The following is a 24,929-nucleotide window of genomic DNA, read 5'->3' as shown; positions in this document are numbered from 1 at the left end:
CATGGAATCCTTTGACGGCAAAATACTTTTTTTAGACCGGTCGGACATCAACACCGACGAGATCATTCCGGCCAAATACCTGACCGAAATCTCCAAGCAGGCCCTGGGGCCCCACCTGCTGGAAGACCTGGCCCTGGAAGGGTTTGACCCGGCAAGGGACCTGAAGGGCAAAGGGGTGATTCTCACCCGGGCCAACTTCGGGTGCGGATCATCCAGGGAGCACGCGGCCTGGGCCCTGGAGGTGAACAACATCGACGTGGTGATCGCGGAGAGCTTTTCGCGTATCTTCCGGCAGAACATGTATAACTGCGGCATGCTGGCCGCTGAACTGCCGGCAAAAACCATTAATGAACTGTTCAAGACGTTTGCGGGCAGGGATGTGCAGGTGGAGACCGACCTGGAGCGGTCGGTGTTCGTGTTTACCGCCAAAGACATTCGAAAAGAGGTGCCGTTCTCCCTGGGCGGGTTTGACCGGGCACTGATCGAGGCCGGGGGGTGGCTTAACTACGCGGACGAACGCTATTAATGATGAAAAAGCAGGGCATAATCAAAAAGGCGGTCTGGGTGCTGGCGGCTGTTGTCATGGCCGTCTGGGCGGCAGGACCTGTGACCATTGTCCGTGCCGACACAGCGCCGAAGGTTGTCTGGAAGGTGGGGACACTCACGCCCAAGGGCGTGGGCTGGGCCCACCAGTTTGAAACCATCATGATGCCGGTTATTCAATCCGGCACCAGCGGCGAGCTGAAGGTGAAGGTGTACTGGGGCGGCCTGATGGGAGACGATGAGGATATCGTGGCCAAGATGCGGGTGGGCCAGCTTCAGGCCGCCGGCCTCACCGGTCAGGGCGCCACCATTGCCTGCCCCGAGTTTGCCGTGGTGGAGCTGCCCTTTCTTTTTAAGAGCTATGCCGAGGTGGACCACATTCGGGAAAAGATGTGGCCTGAATTCGACCGCCTGATGCAGGCCCGGGGCTTCAAGCTGCTGGCGTGGCTGGATCAGGATTTTGACCAGATATACTCGGTGAAGTGGAGTTTTACGGATCTTGCCGATTTTCAGAAGGCCCGGTTCATGACCTGGTACGGCACTCTGGAAGAGCACCTGCTCAAGAGCCTCAATGCCAGCCCCATTCCCGTGAACATTCCCGAGCTGGCGCCCTCCCTGCGCCAGGGCGTGGCCGACTCCCTGATCGCGCCGGCCCTCTGGATGATCGCCACTCAGCTCTACCCGGTGGTCAACTACATGGTGCCGTTAAAGATCCGTTACTCCCCGGCAGTGGTTGTCTGTACCCTGGATGCATGGAACGGCCTGTCGGCGTCGTCCCGGGCCGGCCTTGCCGCGGCCCGGCCGGAGATGGAAAAACAGTTTGTGGCCGCCTCCCGTAAGGACAATCAAAAGGCTATGGACGCCATGGTCAAATACGGCATTGTGCGGGTGGACATGACCGACGCCCAGGTGGAGACCATTCGAAAAGGGGCCGTGACCGTGTGGGACGATCAGGCCGATAAACTTTATTCCAGGGAACTGCTTGACCGGATACTGGTCCATCTGGACCAGTACAGGAGCCAAACCCCGTGACCCTTGCCCCCTCCAGGATCGTCCGGGTGGTCCTGCTCTTCCACCGCAGCCTGGTGGGCCTTGAAAAAACCCTGCTGTGCCTGCTGCTGTTTTCCATGATCGGCCTTGCCTTTTTCCAGGTGGTGCTGAGAAATTTTTTTGATTTCGGTTTTGTCTGGCTCAACGAAGTGCTGCGCGCCCAGGTGGTCTGGCTGGTCTTTATCGGCGCGGCCCTGGCCGCCGACCAGCAGCGCCACCTGCGGATCGATCTTGTTTCCCGCCTGCTTAGACATCGTGTGGTCATAAGGCGTCTGACCGACGCCTTTGCCGATCTGTTTTGCGCGGCCGCTTCGGTTCTGCTGTTCTGGGCCGCGGTTCAATATATTGTCCTGACCCGGCCCTTTTCGCCGGAGACCGTGTTTTTCGGTGCCCCGGAATGGATGCTGCGGCTGGTGATTCCCTATGCCTTTGCCGCCATGGCCATTCGCAGCGCGGCGTTTGTGGTGAACGGTTTGCGCCGGCTGAAAAGAGAGATAGCCGTCCAATAGTCCCGACCGCCCGGTTGCCGGTCGGTTCGGCAGGTGGATGCTTGCGTGGAAAATCTTATCACCATCTCCATTGTGATTGTGTTTGTGGCTGCCATCCTGGCCGGTGCCCCCTTGTTTGCCGTCATCGGCGGCGGCACGGTCCTGCTTTTCGGCCTGGTGGCCGGGGAAAGCATTGCCGTGCCGGTGATGGAGATGTGCCGGCTGGCCAACGCACCGGGGTTTATCGCCATTCCACTGTTTATCTTTGCCGGCTACCTTTTTGCGGAGAGCCGGTCCGCGGACCGGCTGATCCGGTTTTCCGAGGCCCTTACCGGCTGGATTCCCGGTGGCCTGGCCATTGTAACGGTGGCGGCCTGCACGGTGTTTACCGCCATCACCGGGGCCAGCGGCATCACGATTCTTGCCTGCGGCGGTCTGCTGCTGCCGGCCCTGGTCAACAACCGGTATTCGGAAGGGTTCTCCCTGGGCCTGATCACGGCCTCGGGCAGCTCGGGCGTTCTGTTTGTGCCCAGCCTGCCCATTCTTATATACGGCATGGTCGCCGGGGTGGACATCACGGAGCTGTTTATTGCCGGTATTCTGCCCGGCATTCTGATCGTCTGCCTGCTGGCCGGTTTCGGCGTGGCCTGCGGCATTGGCCGACAGGTGCCCACCACCCCCTTCTCCCTGGCCCGGCTGGGGGCGGCCCTCTGGGAGATCAAGTGGATCGCGCCCCTTCCCTTTGTGGTGATCGGTGGCATTTACACCGGCATCATCACCGTGGGCGAGGCGGCATCGGTGACGGCGGTGTACGCTCTGGTCACCGAGTGCCTTATCTACCGGGAGATATCGGCAAAAAAGCTGGTTACCGTAGCCATTGACAGTATGGTCATGGTAGGCGCCATTTTGATCGTTCTTGCCGTGGCCCTGGGCCTGACCAATTTCCTGGTGGATGTCCAGGTGCCCCAGCGCCTGGTGGCGGTGGTTTCCGCCCATGTTTCCAGCAAGATTCTCTTTCTCCTGCTGCTCAATATTTTTCTGCTGATCGTGGGATGCCTGATGGACATTTTTTCGGCCATCGTCATCGTGGTGCCCCTGGTGGCGCCGGTGGCCGCAACCTTTGACATCGACCCGGTCCACCTGGCCATCATTTTTCTGGCCAACCTGGAGATCGGCTACCTGACCCCGCCGGTGGGCATCAACCTTTTTATCTCCAGCCTGCGGTTTGACATCCCCATTGTAAGGCTATATCGTATGGTAATTCCGTTTCTGGCCCTGCTGGTGGCGGCCCTTCTGCTGATCAGCTATTTTCCGGCCCTGTCGCTGTGGCTGGTGGAACTGTCGGGCAAGAGAGTGCCGGTACTTCAATTTTGACGGCTTTGTAAAAAGTCCAATTTCTGCGTTTAACTTGAACTTTTTACAAAGCCGTCTGGAGTCATGGATATGAAAAAATTTCAACAAACAGTGGCCATGCTGGTGCTGGCGGGCATGTTGACCGTTACCTGCACCGGCTGTGCGTTGATTTTCCGAATGCAGGCCGATTTTGTTTCCCCGTTTGTCACCCAGATGGTGGAAGAGACCGTTGGCACGCAGAGCGCCCGGGCCATTCGCGAGGGCATTGCCGCCAATGGCCTGCTGGTCTCGGCCCTGATTCGCATATCACCCACCAACCGGGTCTACCTGGAAAAAGGCGCTTTTATCTACTGCGCCTACGGCCTGCTGGTGGAGGATGAAGATCCCGTCTATGCCACTGAATTATATGCCATCAGCAAGGAGTATGGGCTTCGTGCCCTTAAAACCAACCGGAATTTCCGAAAAGGACTTGAACAGGGGAAAAACATTCCGGAACTGGTGGCCGATATGGACAAGACCTACATGGAGGCCCTGAGCTGGACCGGACTGAGCCAGGGGCTGTGGATTCTGCAGAACATGACCGACCCGGAGGCCCTGGTGGAGCTGGCCGATGCCGTGGCCATGGTAAAACGCTCCCTGGAACTGGACGAGACCTACTTTTTCGGTATGGGCAATGCCTTTCTCGGTGTCTACTACTCCTTTATTCCCGACTTTTTCGGCGTGGGCGGCGGGCCGGAGGCCTCCCAGGCGATGTTTGACCGGGCCAGGGCCGTGACCGGCGACCGGCTTCTGCTGGTGGATGTGTTTGAGGCCCGGTTTCTGGATACCCAGGTACACGACCGGGAGTCCTTTGTGAAAAAGCTGGAAGGCGTGATTGCCGCTGATCCGGACATTCTGCCGGAAAGCCCGGTGCTGACCGATATTGCCAAGTCAAAGGCCGCGTTTTTCCTTAAACACATGGAAGCGTATTTCGATTGATGGCTCGGGCGGCGACCCTTTTAAAAAATACACAAATTTGCTTGAAACCGAATCGGCTTGATGCTAGAAGATAGCATCTCATATGGTGGGTGTAGCTCAGTTGGCAGAGCATCAGGTTGTGGCCCTGAGGGTCGTGGGTTCAAGTCCCATCACTCACCCCATTTTACCCCTGACCGGCGCCGTTCACATACAACCGGCACCGGTTCCATTCGCGCCCGTAGCTCAGCTGGATAGAGCGCCGGACTTCGAATCCGTAGGCCGGGGGTTCGAGTCCCTCCGGGCGCGCCAAATAAAATCAATGGGTTAGCTACATTTGGCGGCCCTGTCTTTGTCCTCAAAATGGCAAATTGTGCCCATGACAATTTTTTTTCTGTTCCTCAAGGTAGGCCTGATACCTTTTTGACGCCTCTTTTAAATCAGCATCATTGACAATGTTGTATCTGTCAAAAACAGACCGTGTCTTGTGACCAGAAATCATCATGGCGACTCGTTCAGGCACCCCCGCCCGGACCATGTTCCTTACAGCAGTCCGTCTGAAATCATGGAATATGGGACCTGGAGGCAGCGTGCCTTCCCATTTCTGCACATACTTCCTATCCCTTTTATATCCATACCCGATAGTCGTTCCCGTAGAAACCATCCCCAAAGTTACGCCTGTCGGTTATGACGTGATACAGGCTCAAAATCATATCGTTAATGACGTCGTAGATACTCTTCACGGACTTCTTGATCTCCACCACCGAATTTTTTATCTCTATCACCGCCTCTTTGACATTTGTTTCCAGATTTTTTTTAACCATACATATACCGGGAAAACAAACTTTATAAGGCCTGTATCAGAATGGGTGAACCGGCCGGAATCAGAACTCTCCGATGCTGATACCGGAGAATATAAACGGGCACGGTTTACCGTGCCCTGATTTTGAGGTTATTCAGGGGCAACCTCGTTCCCCATGGATTGCATCTCTGCACTAATCTTTGGCAGATACTCATCCAGTGCTTCTTTTACAATCCTGGTCATGGGCTTTCTAACCCCCATGCCGGCGTATGCCCTCTTGAGAAGGTACAACATTCTCACCTGTTCAGGCGCTATCCTCGGACTGTACATCGCCGTCTCCTTTATCTAAGGGGTTGCAAGCCAGACAGCCGCAGGCGTAATAACCGCAGCATGGACAAAGATCATAGTCGTCAGTATGGATCAACTGGGATCCACACTCTGGACAAAATTCCATGTCAGCTCCTTTCTAATACCCGCACTGCGAACAGATAATCTTCGGCTCTTTCCCGTTTCGGATCGTAATGTCCTGCCCGAGATTAGACCCGAAGGTCACATGATGCCCGCAGTCAAGCCGGCATTTTTTGTTTTTAAGCTTCTTGATGACCTCCCGAAGGATCTCCGTGTCCTCATACTTTTCAAACCTGCCCATATGGACTCCTTTCCGAATAAAAAAGCCCTCAGGATTTCTCCCAAGGGCTTTCTGGTTGGTAAGACTTGCCGGCTTATGCTTTCACATATCGCCAGCCCTGTGCTTTGCAGATTTTTTGGATCTCCACTGCTCTTTTCACTTTCCAGTTCGGTTCACAATCAATCTCCAATCCATGGAATTTGATCGATTTCAGCTCCGAAAAGCTCACATATCCCCATTCTGCCATCTGATAATCATTGTTGAGTATCGCAAAACCAAAGAAGATGTCTTCCTGGTCATACTCCGCAACGTACCAATCACTCCCGCCGATAAAAAAATGCATATGGATTTTTTTATCCTTCAGCGGAATGCCTTCTGTCTGATAAAGAAGGGGGATAGTTCCCAACTTCTTTCTCGTCGGTTCGTTCCACATAACGCCCCCTATGAATGATCTACAACGGTTTGATGTTGCGGCCATAAACCACGATTTCCATTTTCCGGATATTCTTGAATTCATAGCTCGCAACTCGTCCCTGTATCCAAACCATCTGGTTCGAACGCGCCAGGTGTGCAATAAACTCTTTCACCTGTTCATCAGGCTCAAAGAGCACACACGTCACGTAACAGGGCTTGTTCTGCCTCACAGCAAGGCTGAACTTCAAAACCTTGTCGCCATCATTCACTTCGACGATGCTGCCGATACCAATAAAAATGTTCATTGGCGTCTCCTTTCTCTCTGTATTGAGGGTTTAAACTACAGAAAGACAAGGATAGCGGGGTTTAAGTAGGTTGTACTGGGAAGGGGGGCGATTCGGTGTTGGCTTGTGGAGGTTGTACTGGGAGTGGGGGGAATGAGGAGTCCATATGTTTAAAAAGAGTTTGTGCTTTGCAAGGACAGCGAAATATGCCCCAAAACACTAAAAATGAAGGAAGGAAGACTCGTAGGCCATCTGTTGTGTGATATGAATGAATCGCAGCTTCACTCAATAATTGAGTTATATAAAGCATATAATGGATTGGAGGAAGGGGAAAGGGGGGTATTTTTAAATAATGAAATTACTCTCTACCAAAGAATTTTGATAAAAAACATCCATAGCATAGAGAGAAAGCTAGGTGAAAAATACAAAGGCAAAATAGAATCGCTGTTTAATGTGATGAGAGAAAAGCCAGAAAGCAAAATAGGGGTACCAAAGTGGTATGGTGGATATTTCTTATATTATGTGCAACTTACAAGGATAAATAATAAAAAAAATCTTGACATCGTTAATGGTTTTATATATTTAAATAATAAAGTTACACTGTTTGCAAGATTTTTCTACAAGAAAAGAAACCATCCCCAAAAATTACAAATAACGTGGGTCACCCACTTAATAATCTATGGTGCCATCATAATACGCAATTGATAGACTTGAGTCGCGGGTGGTCGGAGGGACTATGGAAAGGGATGAAACCAATCTTTTTTTAGATCATATCAACAAAAACAATTTACCATGGGCGTTGCAGACAGCCCAAAACGTTTTATCTGTTTTTCGTTTTATTCCACTAAGACTGTATAATTTTTCAAATGCAGAAAAAATTTGGGAGCGGTTTAAAAACAATAAACCTTCAGCATGGGAGGAATTCAAAAATTATGAAAAGGACCCCTTCCAAGGGTTAATAAAACTTAGAGAAGAAGCGAATAAAAAAAACGGGGAAGATTGTCTTCTAACATATTTTAATATCAGGAAAAACTCTCCGTGGGTCACCAGGGCAAGCTATACGCATCCATTAATCGCCGATTTCCGTCTGAATACATGTTTTAGAACTTTGGAACAAGTCCTGTTCTATACATGGATATCGGAGTTAAAAGAAAAGAATTTGGACCACATGGTCGCCCATTACTTAGAATATTTTTTGGTAGGCATTAAACAAATCCAAATCATGGGAATAGATTTTATCGTTACTGTGGGGCCTGTTTTTAGGTCACCGAGTGTTAATACAGGTGGTGCTTTTCAAGAAGAAATCCTTGATGGGTTTCTAAGTAGAATCAGTAAAGTTAATTTTATAGACCCAAAAGATCAAGACCAGTTAAAAGCGATTAAAGATAAGGTCCCCTTTTTGGGGTCCATGAGGCCTTGGTGGAGTGAGGAGGATATCGCATGTGACCTTCATCGGATCACATCTTCATATGAGACATTATTGAATACAAGGTTCCATGCCGATCTAACCCTCAGAAGGTGTATTTGTCGAAGTATTGCGCTTGCAAGTTGGGTCCTTAATTCAAAGAAATATCAGCCGGTCAGAAATAAACCTTATGCTTTCCAACTCAACCGCTGGGAAAAAATACCTAATAAAAAATCAAGAATATATATTCCTGTAGACTCGAATGCACTGGAAAAGTATCAGTTAATATCTTATTGGTCAGAAAAATGGATTTTGGAGCTCCTTCAAGCTGGAAGGCATACCGAGGATGGCTCAAAACTATATGTGAAAAGTGATAATCAAGGGGAAAACTTGTTTTCTTCAATTTATAACCGAGTCACGAAAAATAAAAGAATAAACCTCATCAAAGATTTTGAAGAAACCCTTAATAGATACTATAGAACTTCTTTCGCACGCTTAGTCTCGACTGAAGAGACATACTCGCAAGAAAGGATTGTGCTGCTCTTCAACAAATTGCGGCAGAGGTTTGGGCTTATGCCACTCCAGTTAAGCCGAGATAGAAAAGGATATTTACAATATTTATGTAATCGAGTAGCAGAAGAAATTGTATCATTGCTCAACTCAGATATCTGCAATGTTTATATTTATAATTATAGCACAGAGGTAGTCAAGCTTGTTGGATATTATATCGATGAAAGAGACCAAGACAAGAAAACACAATTATTCAAAATCCTTTCGTCTGTTGAGAGTATCAAGCCTGATGATGCTCAGCGAACCCAAAGCATGAATTATCGTGTTATACGAAATAGAAAGGAAAGTTTTTGTAGAGCTGTCAAGGTAGATGGCGACAACTATAGATTTGATCCAGATGGCGAGGAGCTCATACATGATTTTTGTAAGGTTCTAAAGTGTGGGATAAGCATTCCTTTAGAAGTTAATAATAGGGTATTAGGTGTTTTAGGTGTATCAGGCTTCGCGCCCTATCAGTTCCGAAAACAAAATGTCCTCCTACTAAGAAGATTTGCGAAAATGATAACCCCATATTTATATCAAGCACTATTAATGTACAAACTTGGGGTATTAATGGATAACACGTTGGACCCCCAAATAGATGATATTCAGAAATATCACAAAGTGTGCCAAGTTTTTTCTGAAATATTTTTAGCATATTCTGCCGTTTTTTGGACTCAAGATAAAAATAGGATGAACTCAATCAAACCTAAGGGATGGTGCGATAATAGATCAGAACTAGAAAGATTAAAAAAAGAAAACCCCAAGGGGTTATCAATCAATATCAAGGATGAGAGTAGCCTATTCTATAATATTAACTCTGAAGAAATGTTAAAAAAGAGGTATACTAATTTCCCTATTTGGAAAAAATATGGAGAGGACCCTGACTGGTTTAAGAAGGGATATAATAGAGATTGGCTAAAAAGAAATGGGATAAAATCAATTACAATCATACCAGTAAAACGGTTACAAAATTCTGAATTTGTAGGTGTTTTAACATTATACTATAAGGACCAGGACGAAGAACTAGAGGATACGTGGAAATCAATCCTTGTATTTATGGCGGATTATTTAGCGATAATACTTGATGCTATCGCAGTCCAAACCATTATAAGGGAGCATTTCAACGACATCTTACAACATGAACTAAAACAAAAAGTCGATATTATCATGCTGAGGGTTGAAGATCTATATATTCATTTACCGCCGGCGTTAACCAATTTTAAAATTGGACCAGTAGGGAGCAAGAGCCCTGTTTCCCGAATTTTAGACGACATAAAATCATATGCCTCTACTTTGCATAAATTAGTAGAAAAAATCCAAAGTAAAGATTTAGGGGATATGGAGAGGGGTTCTATTGCAGACTCATATTATAACATAATAGATAAAGTCGTTGACGAAGTAAAAAGTGAAGTTGTTAATTTCCGCAACATTTACAATGAGACTTTCCGCCCGACCTGGACAGATAGAAAAGATAAGGAAATAAGTGAATCCTATGATGGCCCAACTCAAGGGCCATATTTAACAATAGCTTCTATCCGATTGCGAGACATACTCAGTAATTTAATTTTAAATGCCGTTAAGTATGCACGGCAAAAAAGTTTAATAGGGCTGAAGGTGTTTGTAAATAAGTATACAATTGAGTTTCATTTATCAAATATAGCCAAAAGCCTTTCATCAGTAGAAGAAGAGTATAGTATTTTCAACGATGGGGTTCGTGGGGCTAATGCTGAAAATATAGATGGCAAAGGAAAGGGACTGGGTATTGCGAGACATTATGCGGAACAATATTATGGAGAGCTTACGGTTGATATCCGGCCTGAGGAGGACGGTTATAGTGCTTTTACGTTTATTCTTTCATTCCCCAAAAAAATTATGTTAAAAGAAGGTTAGTTTTGGAGGAGAAACATGGAGAAGATTATTATTTGGATTGAGGATCGGCCAGATACCGTTTCATCACAAATTAGATTCCTTAGAGATAAATCTTTTAAAGTCTATGCAGTTGCTACTGTAAATCGCTTAAATGATCTATTGGAGCAACATAAGAACGAAATAGTGCTAATTATTGTAGATATAATGTTGTACAGTGTCAAAACTTTATTATCCATAGATATTGACGATGCTCCAACAGAGGAAGGTTTCCGTGCTGGCTGGGTTATAATGGATAGACTTCTTCGGCCCGAGAGTGGCAATAGTGACTATTATGATGTTCCGATTTTGATTGTTTCCTCTCAAATTTTTAACGATGATAACGAGGAGAGGCTTGTCAGTATTGCAGGCAGGGGAGGGGCTTGGATCGAATATATTGAAAAAGGCGAAATTGATACGGAGAGCAATATAACTTGGATAGAAAAATTTTCAAAAACGATAGAGGCCAAACTCATCAGAAGCCTGTAAATTCGGGGACGTCGATATGAGCAATTTATTGAAAATAATTATTTTTCTAATAATTATATGCTGTTTAACGTTTTCGCATTTAAATTCTTCCTCCGCCACGCAATTGCAAAATACAGGTAAACAAAATCCAACTTCATCTAACTCCAATCAAAATTTTTCACCTGATAATTCGACAATTCAGTTAGATAATTATATAAAAAATAAAATTTTGGAAGAATGGTCGGTTAAAGCAGATCATGCCAAGCAAATTGATCAAAGTGTTATGATCCTCGGCCTGTTATTTACTTTAGCAGCTATTATATATCCAATAATATTTGCATTTTTAATAGCTTACTACGAAAAGAAAAAATCGAAACGCGAAGCAGAATCTATAAAGCTCTTAGAAAAAATGGAACAAAATTTAAAAAAGGAGATTAAACACGAACTTTTGAATATTAAGATGGATGTACTAAACGAATCAACGATAACTAATTTACGTGAAGGGTTAAAACAGCAGATTATCAACCAAAGAGATTCTTTTGAAGAAGAGTTTACAAATTTCCAATCTAATCTTCATTCTAGTTTAAAAGAGCACGTAAAAGATATAGATGAAAGATTAATCAAGATGGATTCCGTTATCTGGGAAAGTTGGCAGTTAATATGCCCCTCATTTCTTCATAATATAAATAATCGTAATTTTGAAGAAATATTACGCACAATTAATAATTTTTTTGAATTTAAAAGAGCCCTTCATCAACTTATTTCTTTTGAAAAAGCCGATATTTTTGAGGGGTTGGGGATCATTATTAGTAGAATACCTAAGGAGATGGTTCCGCCCAACTTCTCAAATCTAGTAAGTTTATTGCATGAGCAAAAAAGACTCAAGCATTTAAATATGGCACTAATGTTGGACCGTTTAGAAAAAATGGGATACTTGGAGGATAAGCGTGATTAAGATAGGAGAACAACTCCACACCGTTGATGAGGCTCGAAAAACAATATATTCTATTTTAAAATTTTCTTATCTTCACACTTCTTTTCTCATTTTCCTCTCAACCCTCTCATTCGTCGCTACACACACAACCTCGTCAAATCCAGCGTCGATGGCTCTCTGAATGTTGTGCATAAAATCTGACTTGCCGGTCTCAATTTCTACGGCGATACTCTTGCCATCCTTCCGGGCGATGATGTCGGGCCGGCCATTGATGTATGCTTCAACCTCCACATCGTAACCCTTGGCCCTGTAATCCTCAGCAACCTTGTTTTTCCAGAACTTGTGCACAATCCCTTCGCTTTTGTTCTCTGCATCATATCCCAGGTCACGCAGAACCAGTCTGCCTTTCTGTGTTAGGTCATACAAGGTAATGCAACCCTCTTTTGTGACAACCTTCCGTGGCTGAATACACTTATCAAAAATCAATCTTCTCCGACATTTATCTCCAAGCTTATAATAAAATTTCAATCGCTTATACCTTTCAGTCGTGCTTGAAAACGGATGCTGAAAAACATCAACCAGCAACTGATGGCACTGTCTATACTTCAGGGGGGTATTCTCTTTTTTTGCCATTAATATTAGCATCGGGCTTACGGGGTGCTTTGTGTAATTTTTATCCTTACACAAAATTTCTTGACTTCAGCCAACTAATAGGCCATATTGGTTTAAAAAAGGCTCTAATATCAATTTTTTTCAACCAATCTCTTATGAATTACATATATCCAACCAGACTAATACTTAAATTGACCAAGGCCACCAACAACCAACTCAAATATTGGGTAAGGATCGGTCTGATAAATCCTAAAAAAGATGGCAAGACACATTTTTATTCGTTTAGGGATATCATCAAATTAAAATTGATCATTATATTAAAAGAGAAGGGGTTAAGTCTTCAAAAAATTCAAAAAGGAATAAGAAACCTATCAAACCTATTACCTGATTCGGATGACCCTCTTACTCAGCTTGTTATTTATACTGATGGGGTTGATATGTTTGTTAATGAAAAGGGGAAGTATTTCAGTGCAACGACCATGCAAAGATTTTTTCAATTTCATACAGAACAAATAGAAACTGAAATATTTGAATTACAGAAGGCTGATGACAGTTTTTCGCTCCGAACCTCCTCTTACAAGCCCCAAAAAATCATTTAGCGAATTTAGGTAGATAGAGACTGTAAATGACAAATCATAAAAACAGATACATCCGCTGCCTTTATCGAGATAGGTTTTAAAGCAATGATTGACAGTTCCCTCCAACTTGTTGACTTTATAAGCCCTGAAGGCGCTCTTATTAAGGGTTTGGTGTCAATCAAAAACCCTGATACTTCTGAATTGAGTATAGACGAACGGGCAGCCGTTATTGATGCGAAATTATTCGAATACATTGACTTTATTTTTTTCCGCCGCTTCTCAGACGGACGTTCATCTCAGATTTCAGCTTATATCGTTGATAACTCTGATGAACAGATAAATGAAAAAGAATTAGCTGAACTTCACCAACAGGTTTGGCTTCATGGCGCTGCTCCATTGCTCTATATCGCATGGCCAACTCGGATTGATGTGTTATCATGCGCACGCGGTCCTGATTTCTGGAGATTTGAAGACGGGGAATGTCAATATAGTCCTGCAAAAAGTATTGATGCTTCTTTGATTAAAACTGTGAGTTCGATTAATAGAGAACTGCAACAATTTTCAGCATTACGTCTTGCCGATGGAACCTTTTGGGAAGAGCCTAATAATAAAGAGCTTACAAACCACACTAAAGCTGCACACCAAGCACTAATCCAAGCTGTTGTAGAAACGGACAAAAGTCTTGACGGAGAGAAAAACCCCATATTACGACGTTTACTTCTTTTAATGGTTTTAATTAAATATCTTGAAGACCGAAACGTATTCCCTTCTGAAAGCTGGTTTGGTAAATTCCACAAGGGAGCAAAAAGTTTCTTTGAGGTTTTGAAAAGTGGTGACCCTGAAAAAGTATACTGGCTTTTAAATTTTCTCGAACGCAAATTTAATGGCGATGTATTTGCGCTTGAAAATATTGGTCAACAAAAGCTAACAAAAGGAATTCTCAGCAACTTTGCCGATCTTGTTGAAGCCAGAACGATAAAAAGGCAACGATACCTTTGGAAACAATTCTCTTTTAAACACCTACCTGTTGAGATTATTAGTCATCTTTATCAACGATTTGTTCAAGGTGGTCATGGTGCAGTTTACACTCCTCCATTCTTGGCCAGTTTACTCTTAGATCAAGCATTGCCATATTCTAAGCTAACAGGCACAGAACGGATTCTCGACCCAGCATGCGGTTCAGGTATATTTCTTGTCGGAGCATTTAAAAGATTGGTCAATGTCTGGAGAAGCCGCAATAGCTGGCGACGCCCAAGTGTTACGTCTCTTAAGAAAATTCTTAAGCAAAGTATTTATGGAATTGAATTAGACCCCAACGCCATTGATTTATCTGTATTTAGTTTATGTCTAGCTATATGCGATGCTTTACAGCCAAAGGTTATTTGGCAAGACTTAAAATTTGACCCTCTATACAAATCAAACTTATTTAAAGCAGATTTTTTTCAAGTCCTCCTTAATTCACACCAAAAGGTACCTACCCTCTTTGATAATGATTTTGATGTGATAATTGGAAACCCACCCTTCGAATCCAAACTGTCAGACTCTGGAAAAGAAGTCAATTATATCGCACAACAAAATGACAATAGCCGAGGATCATTACCAGATAAACAAGTGGCTTATCTTTTTTTTGAGCAAGCGTTTAACGTTCTTAAGCCTGGGGGAAGAGTCTGCTTAATTCAACCAGCACAATTTCTATACAACAACAATACCTTTGTATTTAGAGCTGCAATACAGAAAAAATACAAAATCGATACAATCCTTGATTTTACTTCTATCCGCAAATTATATGAAGCCGACCCTAAAACAATTGCAGTCATTGCTTATACCTTAGAGCCTAAAGAAAACCACTGGATTAATCACTGGACATTTCGAAGAACTATGAGTGTTAATGAGCGAATCTGTTTTGAATTAGATCATTATGACAGATATCGAGTCACTCAAAATCAGGCGGTAAACGATGCATATGTATGGCGTGTAAATCTTTTTGGTGGTGGACGGCTGCTGGATATATCACAAAGCCTTAGGAATATGAGAACACTTTCACAGTATGTAAAAGAACAAGGATGGGATTATGGTGAAGGTTTCATCGAAGGAAATAAGGAAAAATTAGCACCATTTCTAAAAGGGCAGAAATTATTACCAACCTCTGCATTTACAGAGGCTGGAATTAACGAAGATGAAATAGATGTATTAGCAACAGACAGGTTTGAAGCTCCAAGAACTAAAGAGCGCTTCACTGCCCCACTCATACTAATTAAGGAGTTAAAATCTCTTCCCGTTGCTTTTTGGGATAAGGGATTTATAGCCTATCGCAACGAAATTGTTGGCATACATGCGCCCAAGGCCCAGAAAACAAAACTCCAAGAACTTTTTAAAACTTTACAGAAATATCATGATATCTATTGTCTATCCTGTGCACTAAATGGTTCACGACTATTAGTAAGTAAGGCTACTGCAATTTTTAAAAAGGATATCGACATATTTCCTTACCCAAGGGATAAAAAAGAACTTTTTTTCTCTTTTTGGGAAGATGCACTTTCTGAGGATGTTCTCAAATATATGATCGACTATGTAAGGCTTGGCCAGAACTCAGAATTGCTAAAAAAGATGGCGAACAAAAACCACCTCATAGTGTACTCGAATATGTTTCTCAGGATGCTTGGAAGCATATATGAAAACCTGAAAGCATCTGATCCGATTTTTCTTAACGGATTAATCTGTCAACCGTTTTTTTTCGGGGGAAAGCCTAATATAGATTGGCTTGATGAAAAGCAAGAAAATAATCTACGAAATATTATTTATGATAACAAAACTCATGAACATCTTAGGACAATACGATTGCTACGTTTTTATTCAGAAAATGTTTTGTTAATTATTAAGCCTGACAGGTTGCGTTATTGGATAAGCTCAACAGCAATCCGTGATGCCGATGAGACTCTAGTGGATCTTCGTAGACAAGGATACTAGACAATATATGAAATGTGACAAAGGCACGTACATTGGGCAAATTACTTCTGGGATTGACGTTCCTTCTACGCTTGCTTTAAAAACCATTAGTTTTATTAATCAGAATCTACCTGCTTGGCGGGATGATCCCGATAGACCTAAAGAACAGTCCGAAGACAAACTAAATTTACAGTTGTGTAAGTTTCTTGACTCTCGTGCCAGACGGGATTTCCCTATGGTTCGTTTTGATCATGAAGAATATCAGACCGGCATTAGACGTGTTGATCTTTCTGCATCACCAGTTGAAAAAGCAATATTTGGTGCAATCACTTATACCATATACGATCCTATTCTTGTGATCGAAGGCAAAAGACTTCCCGCACCATCCACAAACCGTGAAAAAGAATATGTTATAGGAGACGTAAATAAGAAGAATGGTGGAATTGAACGGTTTAAGTTAGGGTTACACGGTTTCGACCTAAACATTGCAGTGATTGTAGGCTACGTTCAAGAGAAACGCCTTGATCACTGGTATCAAAAAATTAATGAATGGATTTTGGAACTTGCCGATGGAACAAAAAAAGGGTCTTGTGTTTGGAATACCGACGAAGTCCTTAAGCAGCTTATGCAATATAGAATAACAAGGGTTTCAAGTTGTCAATCAACCCATAGTCGCACTGGCAGTAAAGTAAGTAGCGAGATTAAAATTCATCACCTTTGGATTGCAATGGATACAACTTGAAACTATTCTACATCCGAAATTTTGTTATATTCAGATTGTGCCTAAATTGTGCCCGTCAACATCAAAAGTTAACAAACATAACCAAAAACGACAAAAAAATTACATACAATTCAACTGGTTAAAAATACGGCAAAAAAGCTTGTTCAAAAAGCACGACTTCGAATCCGTAGGCCGCAGGTTCGAGTCCCTCCGGGCGCGCCAATAAATTTATTTCAGAAGGCCCATGGACCAGGTGCAGTCCATTTTGAAGGTGGTGTCTTTCGTGCAATCAAAGCCGAGATTATCGGGCTGATAAATCCTTTCACTTGCATGACGATGGTTTCGAACTCAGCAGGAACATGATCCTGTCTGAGTTTTTTCATAAAAGCGTTCCATTGGACTTGTTTCGCTATGATGAACTCGTGCGAAAAGGCGACTATATTTATGTTGCCTGGAAGTTCTGTCCCGCGTTGTTCAAGCGTCAACCTAATGGCTTCTGACACAATTTTCCCATCAAAATCAAAATAGCGGGAAAGGAGCCAGATGTCACAGAAGTCCTTCATCCGGCTGTTCAACTCTCTACGTTTCAACATGGCTTCAAATTTTTCAGCGATCGAGCTTTCACGGCTGTAACACAATAATTGAGGTGCCGGGCACTCCAGTATGGTGGGTATTTCTGATCTTTCAGGCGCGGGATGGATAATATCGCCGAAGCCTATATCAATCTGCATATTTAGCTTCATCGTATCCAGCTTTGCCGGAAAGCAGATCCTTACTCCCTTATATTCCGCGTCCTCAGTAATATGCTCGCCCATTATGTTTTCAGGAAAGAAAGAGAGGCCGTCGGGATCAACATCAACAGAGAGTATCTCGGTTATATTGGAAATGAGCGCTGACACATTGTTATCTGTTTTGCCAAGCAGATCAATGTCCATCGTTGAACGAGTTTCCGGGGCTTGCCAGATCCGAAGCATCAGCGCCCCTTTCAGAATAAACCGGTTGGCGTGCCGGGACTGTGCCAGGCGATACAGAAACCGCTCCATGGCATAATACTGAACCAGTTCTTGAAAAGGACGGGCATCAGTTCTGGATTTGTTGAGCAGCTTTTGCCGTATGGATGCTGAGATATTTTTCACCTGTTTTTTGGTCAAAGCATTGCCTCCAGATAAGGCGCCATAATCTTTTTTACTCGACACACCTCTGCGTACATAAGCAGCTTTTCGAGGTTGAATTGTTGCCTGGTTCTATATAGTTTGAGCGCTTCAAGAACAACATCCATTCCAATTTTGTTCCGGAATTTAAAACAATCGGCCAGGGTTTTCTCGGGAGCATAGATTTTTACTGATGCGCCATCAATGGTACGATTTTCGATGCCGGAGCGGTAAGCTTCATCATTGAATCGATGGGCCTGAACAGGAGGATAGTCGAGTGACGGTATTCGCGAGTTTCTTGGCACCGCCACTGAAACAAAATGCGGAATCTGGGTCGTGATATTATGATAATACAGTGCTGAAATAAGACAGATAACGGCATTAGGGAACCGAAGGCTTACTGTAACAAGGTCCGGGTTGGAGAGCGGAGGCAGCTCCGTCAGCCGATAGACCCCTCTGGTCACTTGCTCTATGATTCCCTTGTCTCTTAGCGAATAGAGCATATACCGTGTAACACCGTGAGAGAGCGCCTCACTCATTCGAAGTTGCCCACCATGCTTCCGGAATATTGTTATTGGAGATTCTTTCATTTGCCAATCAGACACATTGTGTTTATTTGTTGATATGTGGATACAATATGTCTGATCCGGAATTAAAAGTCAAGAAGAACCTGTGCCTAAATTGTGCCCGTCAGAGCCCAAGAAATTTAAATAGAACCAAATAAAACCAAAAGTAAAAAATTTTTGGTAGTTTATTCAACATGTTGAAAATAAAGGAGGAATCGTCCCTTTTTAGTGGTCCTGCAAATCCGCAGGCCGGGGGTTCGAGTCCCTCCGGGCGCGCCATATTAAAATGATCAGAGTTCTAAAAGAGGCAGTGCTGAAACATTGGCGCCAAGTGGAAGAGCCGTATCTCCAGGATGGATGATATATCCCGGCCCGGCCGCATCCCCAAAATCTTTCTGAAATGTTTTTATAGCCGCAGCCATCGCCGGATGGAGTGTAGCAGACAGTTTTACTTCAATGGGTACAAGGCGTTCACCGGTATCCACTATGAGGTCTACTTCCGTACCGGCAGTTGTCCGCCAGAAGTATGTCTGTGGCTGGACTCCCTGATGCGTTAAGGTTTTTATTATTTCGGAAATTACTACTGTCTCCATGATCGCACCGCCCATTGGTCCGGAAGCCGCGTGCGCCGGGTCTTTCAGCCCTACCAGATAGCAGAGTGTGCCTGCATCGGTAAAGTAGATCTTGGGCGTCTTTACCAGCCGTTTCCCAACATTGGCAAAGTAAGGGCGAAGCACAATTACCTGATAGGTCGCTTCCAGAATGGATAGCCAGGCCTTGGCTGTATTAACGGCAATGCCAAGGTCGCGGGCGATGTCGGTTAAATTCAGTAACTGGGCGCTTCTGGCTGCAAGCGCTCTTAGAAAGCTTTGGAATTGAGACAAGTCTCCCACCTGCCTGAGTGTGCGAACATCCCGTTCCAGATAGGTTTGGACATAGCTGGCATGCCAGAGGTTCGTATCCCGGCGAGTCTGGACGTTTGGTTCCGGATAATATCCACGAATAAATCCTTCCCAAAGCTTCTGGTATGAATATTTGCGCGAATAATCTGGAGGAGATTCAGCATCCCAGGGCAAGGAACGATCAGGCTGTGCCTCAATCTCTCTTTGTGAAAACGGTAAAAGTCGCAATATCGCCGTACGTCCGGCAAGAGATTCCGTTACTTGCTGTATAAGCAAAATATTCTGTGATCCTGTCAATAAATATTGCCCGGCCCGGCTTCGATCAGCATCAATTTTTTCTTTAATATATGGCAGCAGGTCGGGGGCGTTTTGTATCTCATCGAAAATCACAGGCGATGGATACATCTCCAAAAAGGCACGCGGGTCCTCTTTGGCAGAGATGCGTACATCGGGTGGCTCAAGAGAAACATACTGGTATTGCTTGCTGAATAAATGTTTAAGCAAGGTAGTTTTGCCTGACTGGCGAGGCCCGGTGAGAACAACTGCGGGAAATTCAGAAGCCGCTCTTTTTATGATTGGCTCCAGAGAGCGCTTTATGTATGTATGGCCCAATTTTTGCCCCTTTGTTGGGTTGATATTATGCATTTCAAATGCATAATATCAAGTAAAGTGTGGCCGTGCAATATTATTTTTTCTTTGAGTTAATTCTTTTAATTTGGTGTGGGGATTGGTGTGTGAAAAATTTCCAAAAAATTCATGTGGTTGTCCAAAGCACAAACTGTCATGAGCGGTTTGATGTGTTTTTGCCAATTTTTATGTCGAAAATTTCATGAAATATCCGGGTTGGAATTCTCTCACCACAACTGGGATCACTACTGGGGGCAGGTCAGTAAGAGATTTGTGAAAAAATAATTGACCGTTCGTTTTTCTTACGTTATTGTTCTTACGTAAGCATAAGGAGGCCGTATGGACAAGATTATGTCGACCCGAATGGATGAAACGGTTATTCAGCGCATTGGTCTGCTGGCAAAAAAACTGGGCACATCAAAAAAGGCCGTTATTGAGAATGCCGTGCGCGATTTTGCTGCAAAGGTAGAGGCGGAACAGGGTGTTGATGTTCTGGCCCAGACGTTTGGAAGCTGGCAGCGGGATGAGTCTGCGGCAGAGACCGTGGCCTCGAATAAAAACGTTATGCGCAAGTCACAGGAGAGGTATAAACGGTGAAGGCCTTTATCGACTCCGACGTCCTGATCTGGCATCTGCGTGGCGAGCGCAAGGCGCTTAATCTGATCAGAAAGCTTCGCGACAAGGAGCAGTTGGATCTGTGGACGGGCGTCATGCAACGGGCGGAAGTGATTTTTTTTATGAGACCGAACGAGGAAGAAGATACGCTCTTGTTCTTATCACAATTTCAGACCGCCCCGGTTGATCAGAAAATTATCGATAAAGCGGGTGAACTTTACCGCAAGTGGAACCCACGCCATGGAATTGATATTAACGATGCCATTCTGGCCGCCACTACCATGCAAACCAATGGGCGGATATATACCTTGAATGTAAAACACTACCCCATGCCGGACGTGATCGTTCAACAGGCGTGGAAAGTGTAGCGTCTGGACATTATCTTCTTCTGTGAAATTTGATATCTTCCCGGACACTTCCGGCAGATGGTAAAGCGCCGGCTCTGAGGGATGGTGAAAAATAATGTTTGCCAGGCGGAGGTATTTTTTGTACGATTGTATAATTTTTTATATAAATACGCCGAATAGGGAGCCCTGTTGATGAAAGCAAGAGAAATTCAGATTCAGAACCACATGATTAAAAAAAAGCCTTATTACCTTCCTGTCGGTGACGAGGTGGAACTGTTTACCGCCGCTTATGAAGCCAAAATTCCGGTCCTTTTAAAAGGGCCGACCGGGACCGGAAAGACACGCTTTGTTGAGTATATGGCGTATATGCTGGGCAAACAATTAAAACGGAAAAAGGGCCTGCCTGTGATCACGGTGGCCTGCCATGAGGACCTGACAACAACAGATCTGGTGGGGAAATTCCTGCTGAAGGGTGAGGAAACGGTCTGGATGGACGGTCCCCTCTCAACAGCAGTTAAAAAAGGCGGGATCTGCTACCTTGACGAGATTGTGGAGGCAAGGAAGGACACAACGGTGATTATTCATCCCCTGGCCGACCACAGGCGGATACTCCCGGTGGACAAAAAGGGAACAGTCATTGAAGCCCATGAATCCTTTTTCCTGGTGATCTCTTACAATCCCGGCTACCAGAGTATCATAAAAGAACTGAAGCAGAGCACCAAGCAGCGGTTCATTGCCATCAATTTTGACTACCCGGACAAAGAGAAGGAAGCCGAGATTATCGCCCATGAGAGCGGCGTTGACAAGAAAACTGCCGCTGATCTGGCGCGCATCGGAGAAAAGATCAGGCACATTGAAGGCCACGCTTTAACGGAAGGCGCGAGTACCCGGGTGCTGGTGTACGCGGGCAGTCTGATAAAAAAAGGGATTTCCGCCCGGCGGGCCTGCGATGTTTCCATAACGTCGCTGCTGACCGAAGAAAAAGAGGTGCGGCGTGCCATTAACGAAGTCATCTCAGCCGTATTCCCCGGATAGCACCTTATGAGTTCAGTCAACCATCCCGGCGACCGGCTGCCGGAAGCGGCGGATATCGCCTTTTTTTCCAGTATCTCTAAAGAATGCGGCCAGGCGTTTGCAAGCGCGGAGAAACAGGCCCGGGCGCTTCTTTCTGAAAGCGCGTATGCCACCTGGGTGTCACTTGCCAGAAAGATTCACCGGTCATTCCCGGATACAGACGGCCCGGTGCGGGCGTACCTTGATTCCAGCCGGCCGTTTTTTTGCGAGGACGGGCTTGGCTACCTGAAAAACTGGGTTACCGAGAGTATCAAAATCGGATCATGGTCGACGGCCTGCGCCAAAGACTTTTTAATGGCCACCCCGGCTTTTCTGGCGCACGCCCGTTTTGCCAAGATCAACCAGCTGGCGTCGGACATAAAGTACATTCTTGACGCGGAAAACGGGGGCGAAGCGACCGCGACCGCGTTTATAAAAACGTCGGCAACCATCCTGCGGTATCTGTCACCAAGAGTCTACAAGATATGGAAAGAGAGCGGCTTCCGTATTTTAAGGCAAAACAGGGATAAGGGGACCCAATATTTTTCCATGGAACCGGAAGGGCTTGACCGGCTTTATCTTTCTGAAACCACAAAAATTTTTAAGATTACAGCCATCGCCTTTAACTCGACGCCTGAAAAGGCCGGTGCTTTCTATGAGACGCTCCCCAACCGCATTCTGCGAATAAATCCCAACCTGCGCGACAAAATTCTGGAAAAGATTCTTGAGATGGCATCCGGAAGACCGGATGAAATCATCGAGGACATGAACGCTATGGCCCTGTCGCTTGGCTCCTTTTCCAACCCGGTCCAGCAGACGATCTTCGATCTGGGCAAACAACTGGATGAAATTTCAAAAAAGGCGTTCCGGGCCTATTATCAAAACGTGAAGCATGTCCTTGAAAATATTCCTGTTTACTTTCTGGTCAACTGGGTGAGCCGGGGAATGGACCTCCTTCTTGAAAACAAAAAAGAGGGCGTCACCTATTTTGCAATGGAAAGCCCGGAAGCCGGGGCCGAACTGGTTAAATGGGGAAGCGCCGCCTTTCTCGAACAGCACCGGGAAATGCTCTCACTGTTCTGCCACGCCCTGTGCGGGAAGAAGGTCCGTATTCGAAGCAATGATGAGATGGCCGAATCAGAGAGGAACCGGCTGGGTCTTATAGCGGAGGACACGGGCTTTATTTTTTTTCTTTCTTCCTATGTGGCGGAAGAAGATAACGCGGCGGCCAACATCCGTTATTACAAGACGGCTGCCGCGCTTAAGGCGGGATATATCGAGTTCGGCACCCTGGCCCCTGAATTCGCGGGCATATGGCAGCTGCTGGAGTCGTTTCCTGACAGGGAGTTGGCCCTTGATATTTTTCACATCCTTGAGGACGGCAGGATTTTCTATAATTTGAAAAAAAACTATCCCGGTCTTTCTCCGGAGATTGAGCGCACAATTGAAAACGCCCTTTTAAAAAGGGATGTCCCCCGGGACGACCTTTTTGGCGCGGCCCTTGAATTGCTCTTACGGCTATCCCTCGGGTATGCTGCTGATATAAACATGGACGCCCCCTTTTCCAAGCCCCTTGCCGGTGTTTATGCCGACCTGAAAGACCATCTCGCGGCGTTTCCCGCGCAAGCAGAAACCGTTCTTGATTCCTACACGATAACGGCACGGGTCTATGACACACTCAGCGCACTGGTCCGGCAAAAGTCCCGAAAGGCGGCTTTGCCATTGCCGCTTTGCATGAATAAAGAACCGGAGGAAACAGAAGGAACCGGACCCATGGTAATGCCCCCGAATACAATTGTGGAGGGGGACGGTTCAGAAACAGGGACGGATATCACCCTGACACCGGAGGAGCTGGAACGGCTCCTTGACATGGCCCAGGACATCACCCTGTTGAGCATGCTTACGCCGGTGCCTGCGGCGAACAGGTTCTACCTTTCCGACCTTGATAATTTTACGGTAAAAGACGGCGGCGATGAAGCCCGGGACCCGGGCAGTGTTGATATAAAACAGGGGGTGACCACCGGGAAGACGGTTGGTAAAGCCGGGACCGGCAAGAAAAAATACTATTATGACGAGTGGGATTTTCTTGCCAGAGAATACAGGACAAAATGGTGCTGCCTCAGGGAAAAGGAGCCCCGCCAGAGCGACCCGGACATGTATCACAGGATTTACGCGGAATACGGCGACCTTATCCGCAAAACGCGGGCCCAGTTCCAGCGGATCCGGCCGGCGTCGTTGGATATTATCCACAATGTGGACCAGGGGGATGAGATCGATCTTACCGCCCTGATTCGACACGTTGTTGATAAAAAAGCGGGGGCCGTTCCTTCGGACAGGGTGTTCTGCAGAAAAGACAAAAAGATACGGCACATGTCAACGCTACTGCTGATCGACATGAGCGCCTCCACGGAAGAAACCGCGCCAGAGGTATCGGCAGAAGATTCGCAGGATAAAAAAGGGGGAAAATCATCCCGCGACGACAAGCGGGTGATTGACATTGAGAAGGAGAGCCTGATTGTCATGTCCGAAGCGCTGGACGCGCTGGGCGACCAGTACGCCATGTACGGGTTTTCCGGTCATGGCAGGGAACACGTGGACTACTATGTGATCAAGTCCTTTGACGAGTCCAACACGGAAAAGGTGAAAATGCGCATCTGCGGCATTGAGCCCAGGCAGAGTACGCGCATGGGCACCGCTATCCGCCACGCCGTTTCCAAACTCAGCAACCGTGAGGCGGACCACCGGTTGCTGATTCTCCTGAGCGACGGATTTCCCCAGGACCTTGACTACGGCGAAGACAGGAACTCACGGGAGTACGGGCTTAACGACACCATGATGGCCTTTATCGAAGCCAAACGGCTGGGCATCAAGCCCTTCTGCATAACCATCGACCAGTCGGGAAACGACTACCTGAAAAAAATGTGCGCCCCGGAAGAGTATTTGATCATCAAAGATATTGCCATGCTCCCGGAACTGTTGCCGGGAATCGTTGAGTCGCTGATGGGTTGACACCGGAAGAAGGGGCGCAGCG

General features: G+C 45.7%; 25 protein-coding genes and 2 tRNA genes. 18 read left to right on the top strand and 9 right to left on the bottom strand.

Annotated elements, in window-relative coordinates; all coding sequences use genetic code 11:
• The first annotated feature begins 1 nt into the window (after position 1).
• The 7 genes from DOLE_RS16250 to DOLE_RS16220 all read left to right on the top strand — a co-directional run bounded on the left by DOLE_RS16250 (position 2) and on the right by DOLE_RS16220 (position 4,700).
• A complete protein-coding gene (locus tag DOLE_RS16250; protein WP_012176571.1) occupies positions 2-526 on the top strand; it encodes a 3-isopropylmalate dehydratase small subunit in 525 nt (174 codons plus the stop codon).
• Complete coding sequence (locus DOLE_RS16245) at positions 526-1,575, top strand: TRAP transporter substrate-binding protein (protein WP_012176570.1); 1,050 nt, start codon at positions 526-528, stop codon at positions 1,573-1,575. The genes DOLE_RS16250 and DOLE_RS16245 overlap by 1 nt, the downstream gene beginning before the upstream one ends.
• Entirely contained in the window at positions 1,572-2,102 is a 531-nt protein-coding gene (locus DOLE_RS16240) for a TRAP transporter small permease (protein ID WP_012176569.1), read from the top strand. Before DOLE_RS16245 ends, DOLE_RS16240 begins: the two co-directional genes overlap by 4 nt.
• Positions 2,103-2,147: 45 nt before the next feature.
• Positions 2,148-3,455, top strand: a complete 1,308-nt coding sequence (locus tag DOLE_RS16235) for a TRAP transporter large permease (protein WP_012176568.1) — start codon at positions 2,148-2,150, stop codon at positions 3,453-3,455.
• 69 nt (positions 3,456-3,524) lie between these two features.
• Positions 3,525-4,412, top strand: coding sequence for a TRAP transporter TatT component family protein (locus DOLE_RS16230; protein ID WP_012176567.1), 888 nt, complete (start codon positions 3,525-3,527; stop codon positions 4,410-4,412).
• An 85-nt stretch (positions 4,413-4,497) separates the two neighbouring features.
• Positions 4,498-4,573 (top strand) — tRNA-His (locus DOLE_RS16225).
• Positions 4,574-4,623: 50 nt separating this feature from the next.
• Positions 4,624-4,700 (top strand) — tRNA-Arg (locus DOLE_RS16220).
• Between the two features lie 46 nt (positions 4,701-4,746).
• Here the strand turns inward: DOLE_RS16220 and DOLE_RS18820 are convergent.
• The 5 genes from DOLE_RS18820 to DOLE_RS16195 form a co-directional block, all read right to left on the bottom strand.
• Positions 4,747-4,926 (bottom strand): hypothetical protein, encoded by a 180-nt coding sequence (locus DOLE_RS18820; protein WP_232362749.1) that lies wholly within the window; start codon positions 4,924-4,926, stop codon positions 4,747-4,749.
• Between the two features lie 414 nt (positions 4,927-5,340).
• Positions 5,341-5,520 (bottom strand): hypothetical protein, encoded by a 180-nt coding sequence (locus DOLE_RS16210; RefSeq protein WP_041280660.1) that lies wholly within the window; start codon positions 5,518-5,520, stop codon positions 5,341-5,343.
• Between the two features lie 136 nt (positions 5,521-5,656).
• Positions 5,657-5,839 carry a hypothetical protein gene (locus tag DOLE_RS16205; RefSeq protein ID WP_012176564.1) on the bottom strand — a complete coding sequence of 61 codons (183 nt, stop codon included), beginning with the start codon at positions 5,837-5,839 and terminating at the stop codon, positions 5,657-5,659.
• Between the two features lie 73 nt (positions 5,840-5,912).
• On the bottom strand, positions 5,913-6,251 hold the full coding sequence (locus DOLE_RS16200) for a DUF2958 domain-containing protein (protein ID WP_041280659.1): 339 nt from the start codon (positions 6,249-6,251) through the stop codon (positions 5,913-5,915).
• 19 nt (positions 6,252-6,270) lie between these two features.
• Positions 6,271-6,537: a single-stranded DNA-binding protein gene (locus tag DOLE_RS16195; protein ID WP_012176562.1), complete on the bottom strand. Its 267-nt coding sequence runs from the start codon at positions 6,535-6,537 to the stop codon at positions 6,271-6,273.
• Between the two features lie 204 nt (positions 6,538-6,741).
• Between DOLE_RS16195 and DOLE_RS16190 the strand changes: the two genes are divergently transcribed.
• From DOLE_RS16190 to DOLE_RS16175, 4 genes are read left to right on the top strand one after another with little or no spacing between them, the layout of a single operon-like run.
• On the top strand, positions 6,742-7,221 hold the full coding sequence (locus DOLE_RS16190) for a hypothetical protein (RefSeq protein WP_153304469.1): 480 nt from the start codon (positions 6,742-6,744) through the stop codon (positions 7,219-7,221).
• 31 nt (positions 7,222-7,252) lie between these two features.
• Positions 7,253-10,363, top strand: a complete 3,111-nt coding sequence (locus DOLE_RS16185; protein WP_012176560.1) for a GAF domain-containing sensor histidine kinase — start codon at positions 7,253-7,255, stop codon at positions 10,361-10,363.
• A 15-nt stretch (positions 10,364-10,378) separates the two neighbouring features.
• On the top strand, positions 10,379-10,867 hold the full coding sequence (locus tag DOLE_RS16180; protein WP_012176559.1) for a hypothetical protein: 489 nt from the start codon (positions 10,379-10,381) through the stop codon (positions 10,865-10,867).
• A gap of 16 nt (positions 10,868-10,883) precedes the next feature.
• A complete protein-coding gene (locus tag DOLE_RS16175; protein WP_012176558.1) occupies positions 10,884-11,801 on the top strand; it encodes a hypothetical protein in 918 nt (305 codons plus the stop codon).
• A gap of 72 nt (positions 11,802-11,873) precedes the next feature.
• Here DOLE_RS16175 and DOLE_RS16170 read toward each other — a convergent pair whose 3' ends face one another.
• Positions 11,874-12,206, bottom strand: a complete 333-nt coding sequence (locus DOLE_RS16170; protein WP_012176557.1) for a hypothetical protein — start codon at positions 12,204-12,206, stop codon at positions 11,874-11,876.
• A gap of 32 nt (positions 12,207-12,238) precedes the next feature.
• Here DOLE_RS16170 and DOLE_RS16165 point away from each other — a divergent pair, with 32 nt between their 5' ends.
• From DOLE_RS16165 to DOLE_RS17700, 3 genes are all read left to right on the top strand, one after another.
• Entirely contained in the window at positions 12,239-12,991 is a 753-nt protein-coding gene (locus tag DOLE_RS16165) for a MerR family transcriptional regulator (RefSeq protein ID WP_153304468.1), read from the top strand.
• Between the two features lie 84 nt (positions 12,992-13,075).
• Complete coding sequence (locus tag DOLE_RS16160; protein ID WP_041280655.1) at positions 13,076-15,937, top strand: HsdM family class I SAM-dependent methyltransferase; 2,862 nt, start codon at positions 13,076-13,078, stop codon at positions 15,935-15,937.
• Positions 15,938-15,944: 7 nt separating this feature from the next.
• The gene (locus DOLE_RS17700) at positions 15,945-16,658 is read left to right on the top strand and encodes a hypothetical protein (RefSeq protein WP_012176553.1); all 714 of its coding nucleotides are present in this window, start codon (positions 15,945-15,947) and stop codon (positions 16,656-16,658) included.
• Between the two features lie 212 nt (positions 16,659-16,870).
• Here DOLE_RS17700 and DOLE_RS16150 read toward each other — a convergent pair whose 3' ends face one another.
• The 3 genes from DOLE_RS16150 to DOLE_RS16140 form a co-directional block, all read right to left on the bottom strand.
• Positions 16,871-17,788, bottom strand: a complete 918-nt coding sequence (locus tag DOLE_RS16150) for a nucleotidyl transferase AbiEii/AbiGii toxin family protein (protein WP_012176552.1) — start codon at positions 17,786-17,788, stop codon at positions 16,871-16,873.
• Complete coding sequence (locus tag DOLE_RS16145) at positions 17,785-18,378, bottom strand: type IV toxin-antitoxin system AbiEi family antitoxin domain-containing protein (RefSeq protein ID WP_012176551.1); 594 nt, start codon at positions 18,376-18,378, stop codon at positions 17,785-17,787. The genes DOLE_RS16150 and DOLE_RS16145 overlap by 4 nt, the downstream gene beginning before the upstream one ends.
• Before the next feature lie 266 nt (positions 18,379-18,644).
• Positions 18,645-19,901, bottom strand: a complete 1,257-nt coding sequence (locus DOLE_RS16140) for an ATP-binding protein (protein ID WP_012176550.1) — start codon at positions 19,899-19,901, stop codon at positions 18,645-18,647.
• Between the two features lie 321 nt (positions 19,902-20,222).
• Between DOLE_RS16140 and DOLE_RS16135 the strand changes: the two genes are divergently transcribed.
• The 4 genes from DOLE_RS16135 (at position 20,223) to DOLE_RS17690 (ending at position 24,907) form a co-directional block, all read left to right on the top strand.
• The gene (locus tag DOLE_RS16135) at positions 20,223-20,480 is read left to right on the top strand and encodes a hypothetical protein (RefSeq protein ID WP_012176549.1); all 258 of its coding nucleotides are present in this window, start codon (positions 20,223-20,225) and stop codon (positions 20,478-20,480) included.
• The gene (locus tag DOLE_RS17695) at positions 20,477-20,866 is read left to right on the top strand and encodes a type II toxin-antitoxin system VapC family toxin (RefSeq protein ID WP_012176548.1); all 390 of its coding nucleotides are present in this window, start codon (positions 20,477-20,479) and stop codon (positions 20,864-20,866) included. The genes DOLE_RS16135 and DOLE_RS17695 overlap by 4 nt, the downstream gene beginning before the upstream one ends.
• Before the next feature lie 171 nt (positions 20,867-21,037).
• Positions 21,038-21,880: a CbbQ/NirQ/NorQ/GpvN family protein gene (locus tag DOLE_RS16125; protein ID WP_012176547.1), complete on the top strand. Its 843-nt coding sequence runs from the start codon at positions 21,038-21,040 to the stop codon at positions 21,878-21,880.
• Positions 21,881-21,886: 6 nt separating this feature from the next.
• On the top strand, positions 21,887-24,907 hold the full coding sequence (locus DOLE_RS17690; RefSeq protein ID WP_012176546.1) for a nitric oxide reductase activation protein NorD: 3,021 nt from the start codon (positions 21,887-21,889) through the stop codon (positions 24,905-24,907).
• Positions 24,908-24,929: the final 22 nt, after the last annotated feature.

Source organism: Desulfosudis oleivorans Hxd3, from assembly GCF_000018405.1.
Taxonomy (GTDB): Bacteria; Desulfobacterota; Desulfobacteria; order Desulfobacterales; family Desulfosudaceae; genus Desulfosudis; species Desulfosudis oleivorans.
Note: the sequence above shows the minus strand (reverse complement) of the source record. Positions and strands in the feature narration are given on the sequence as shown.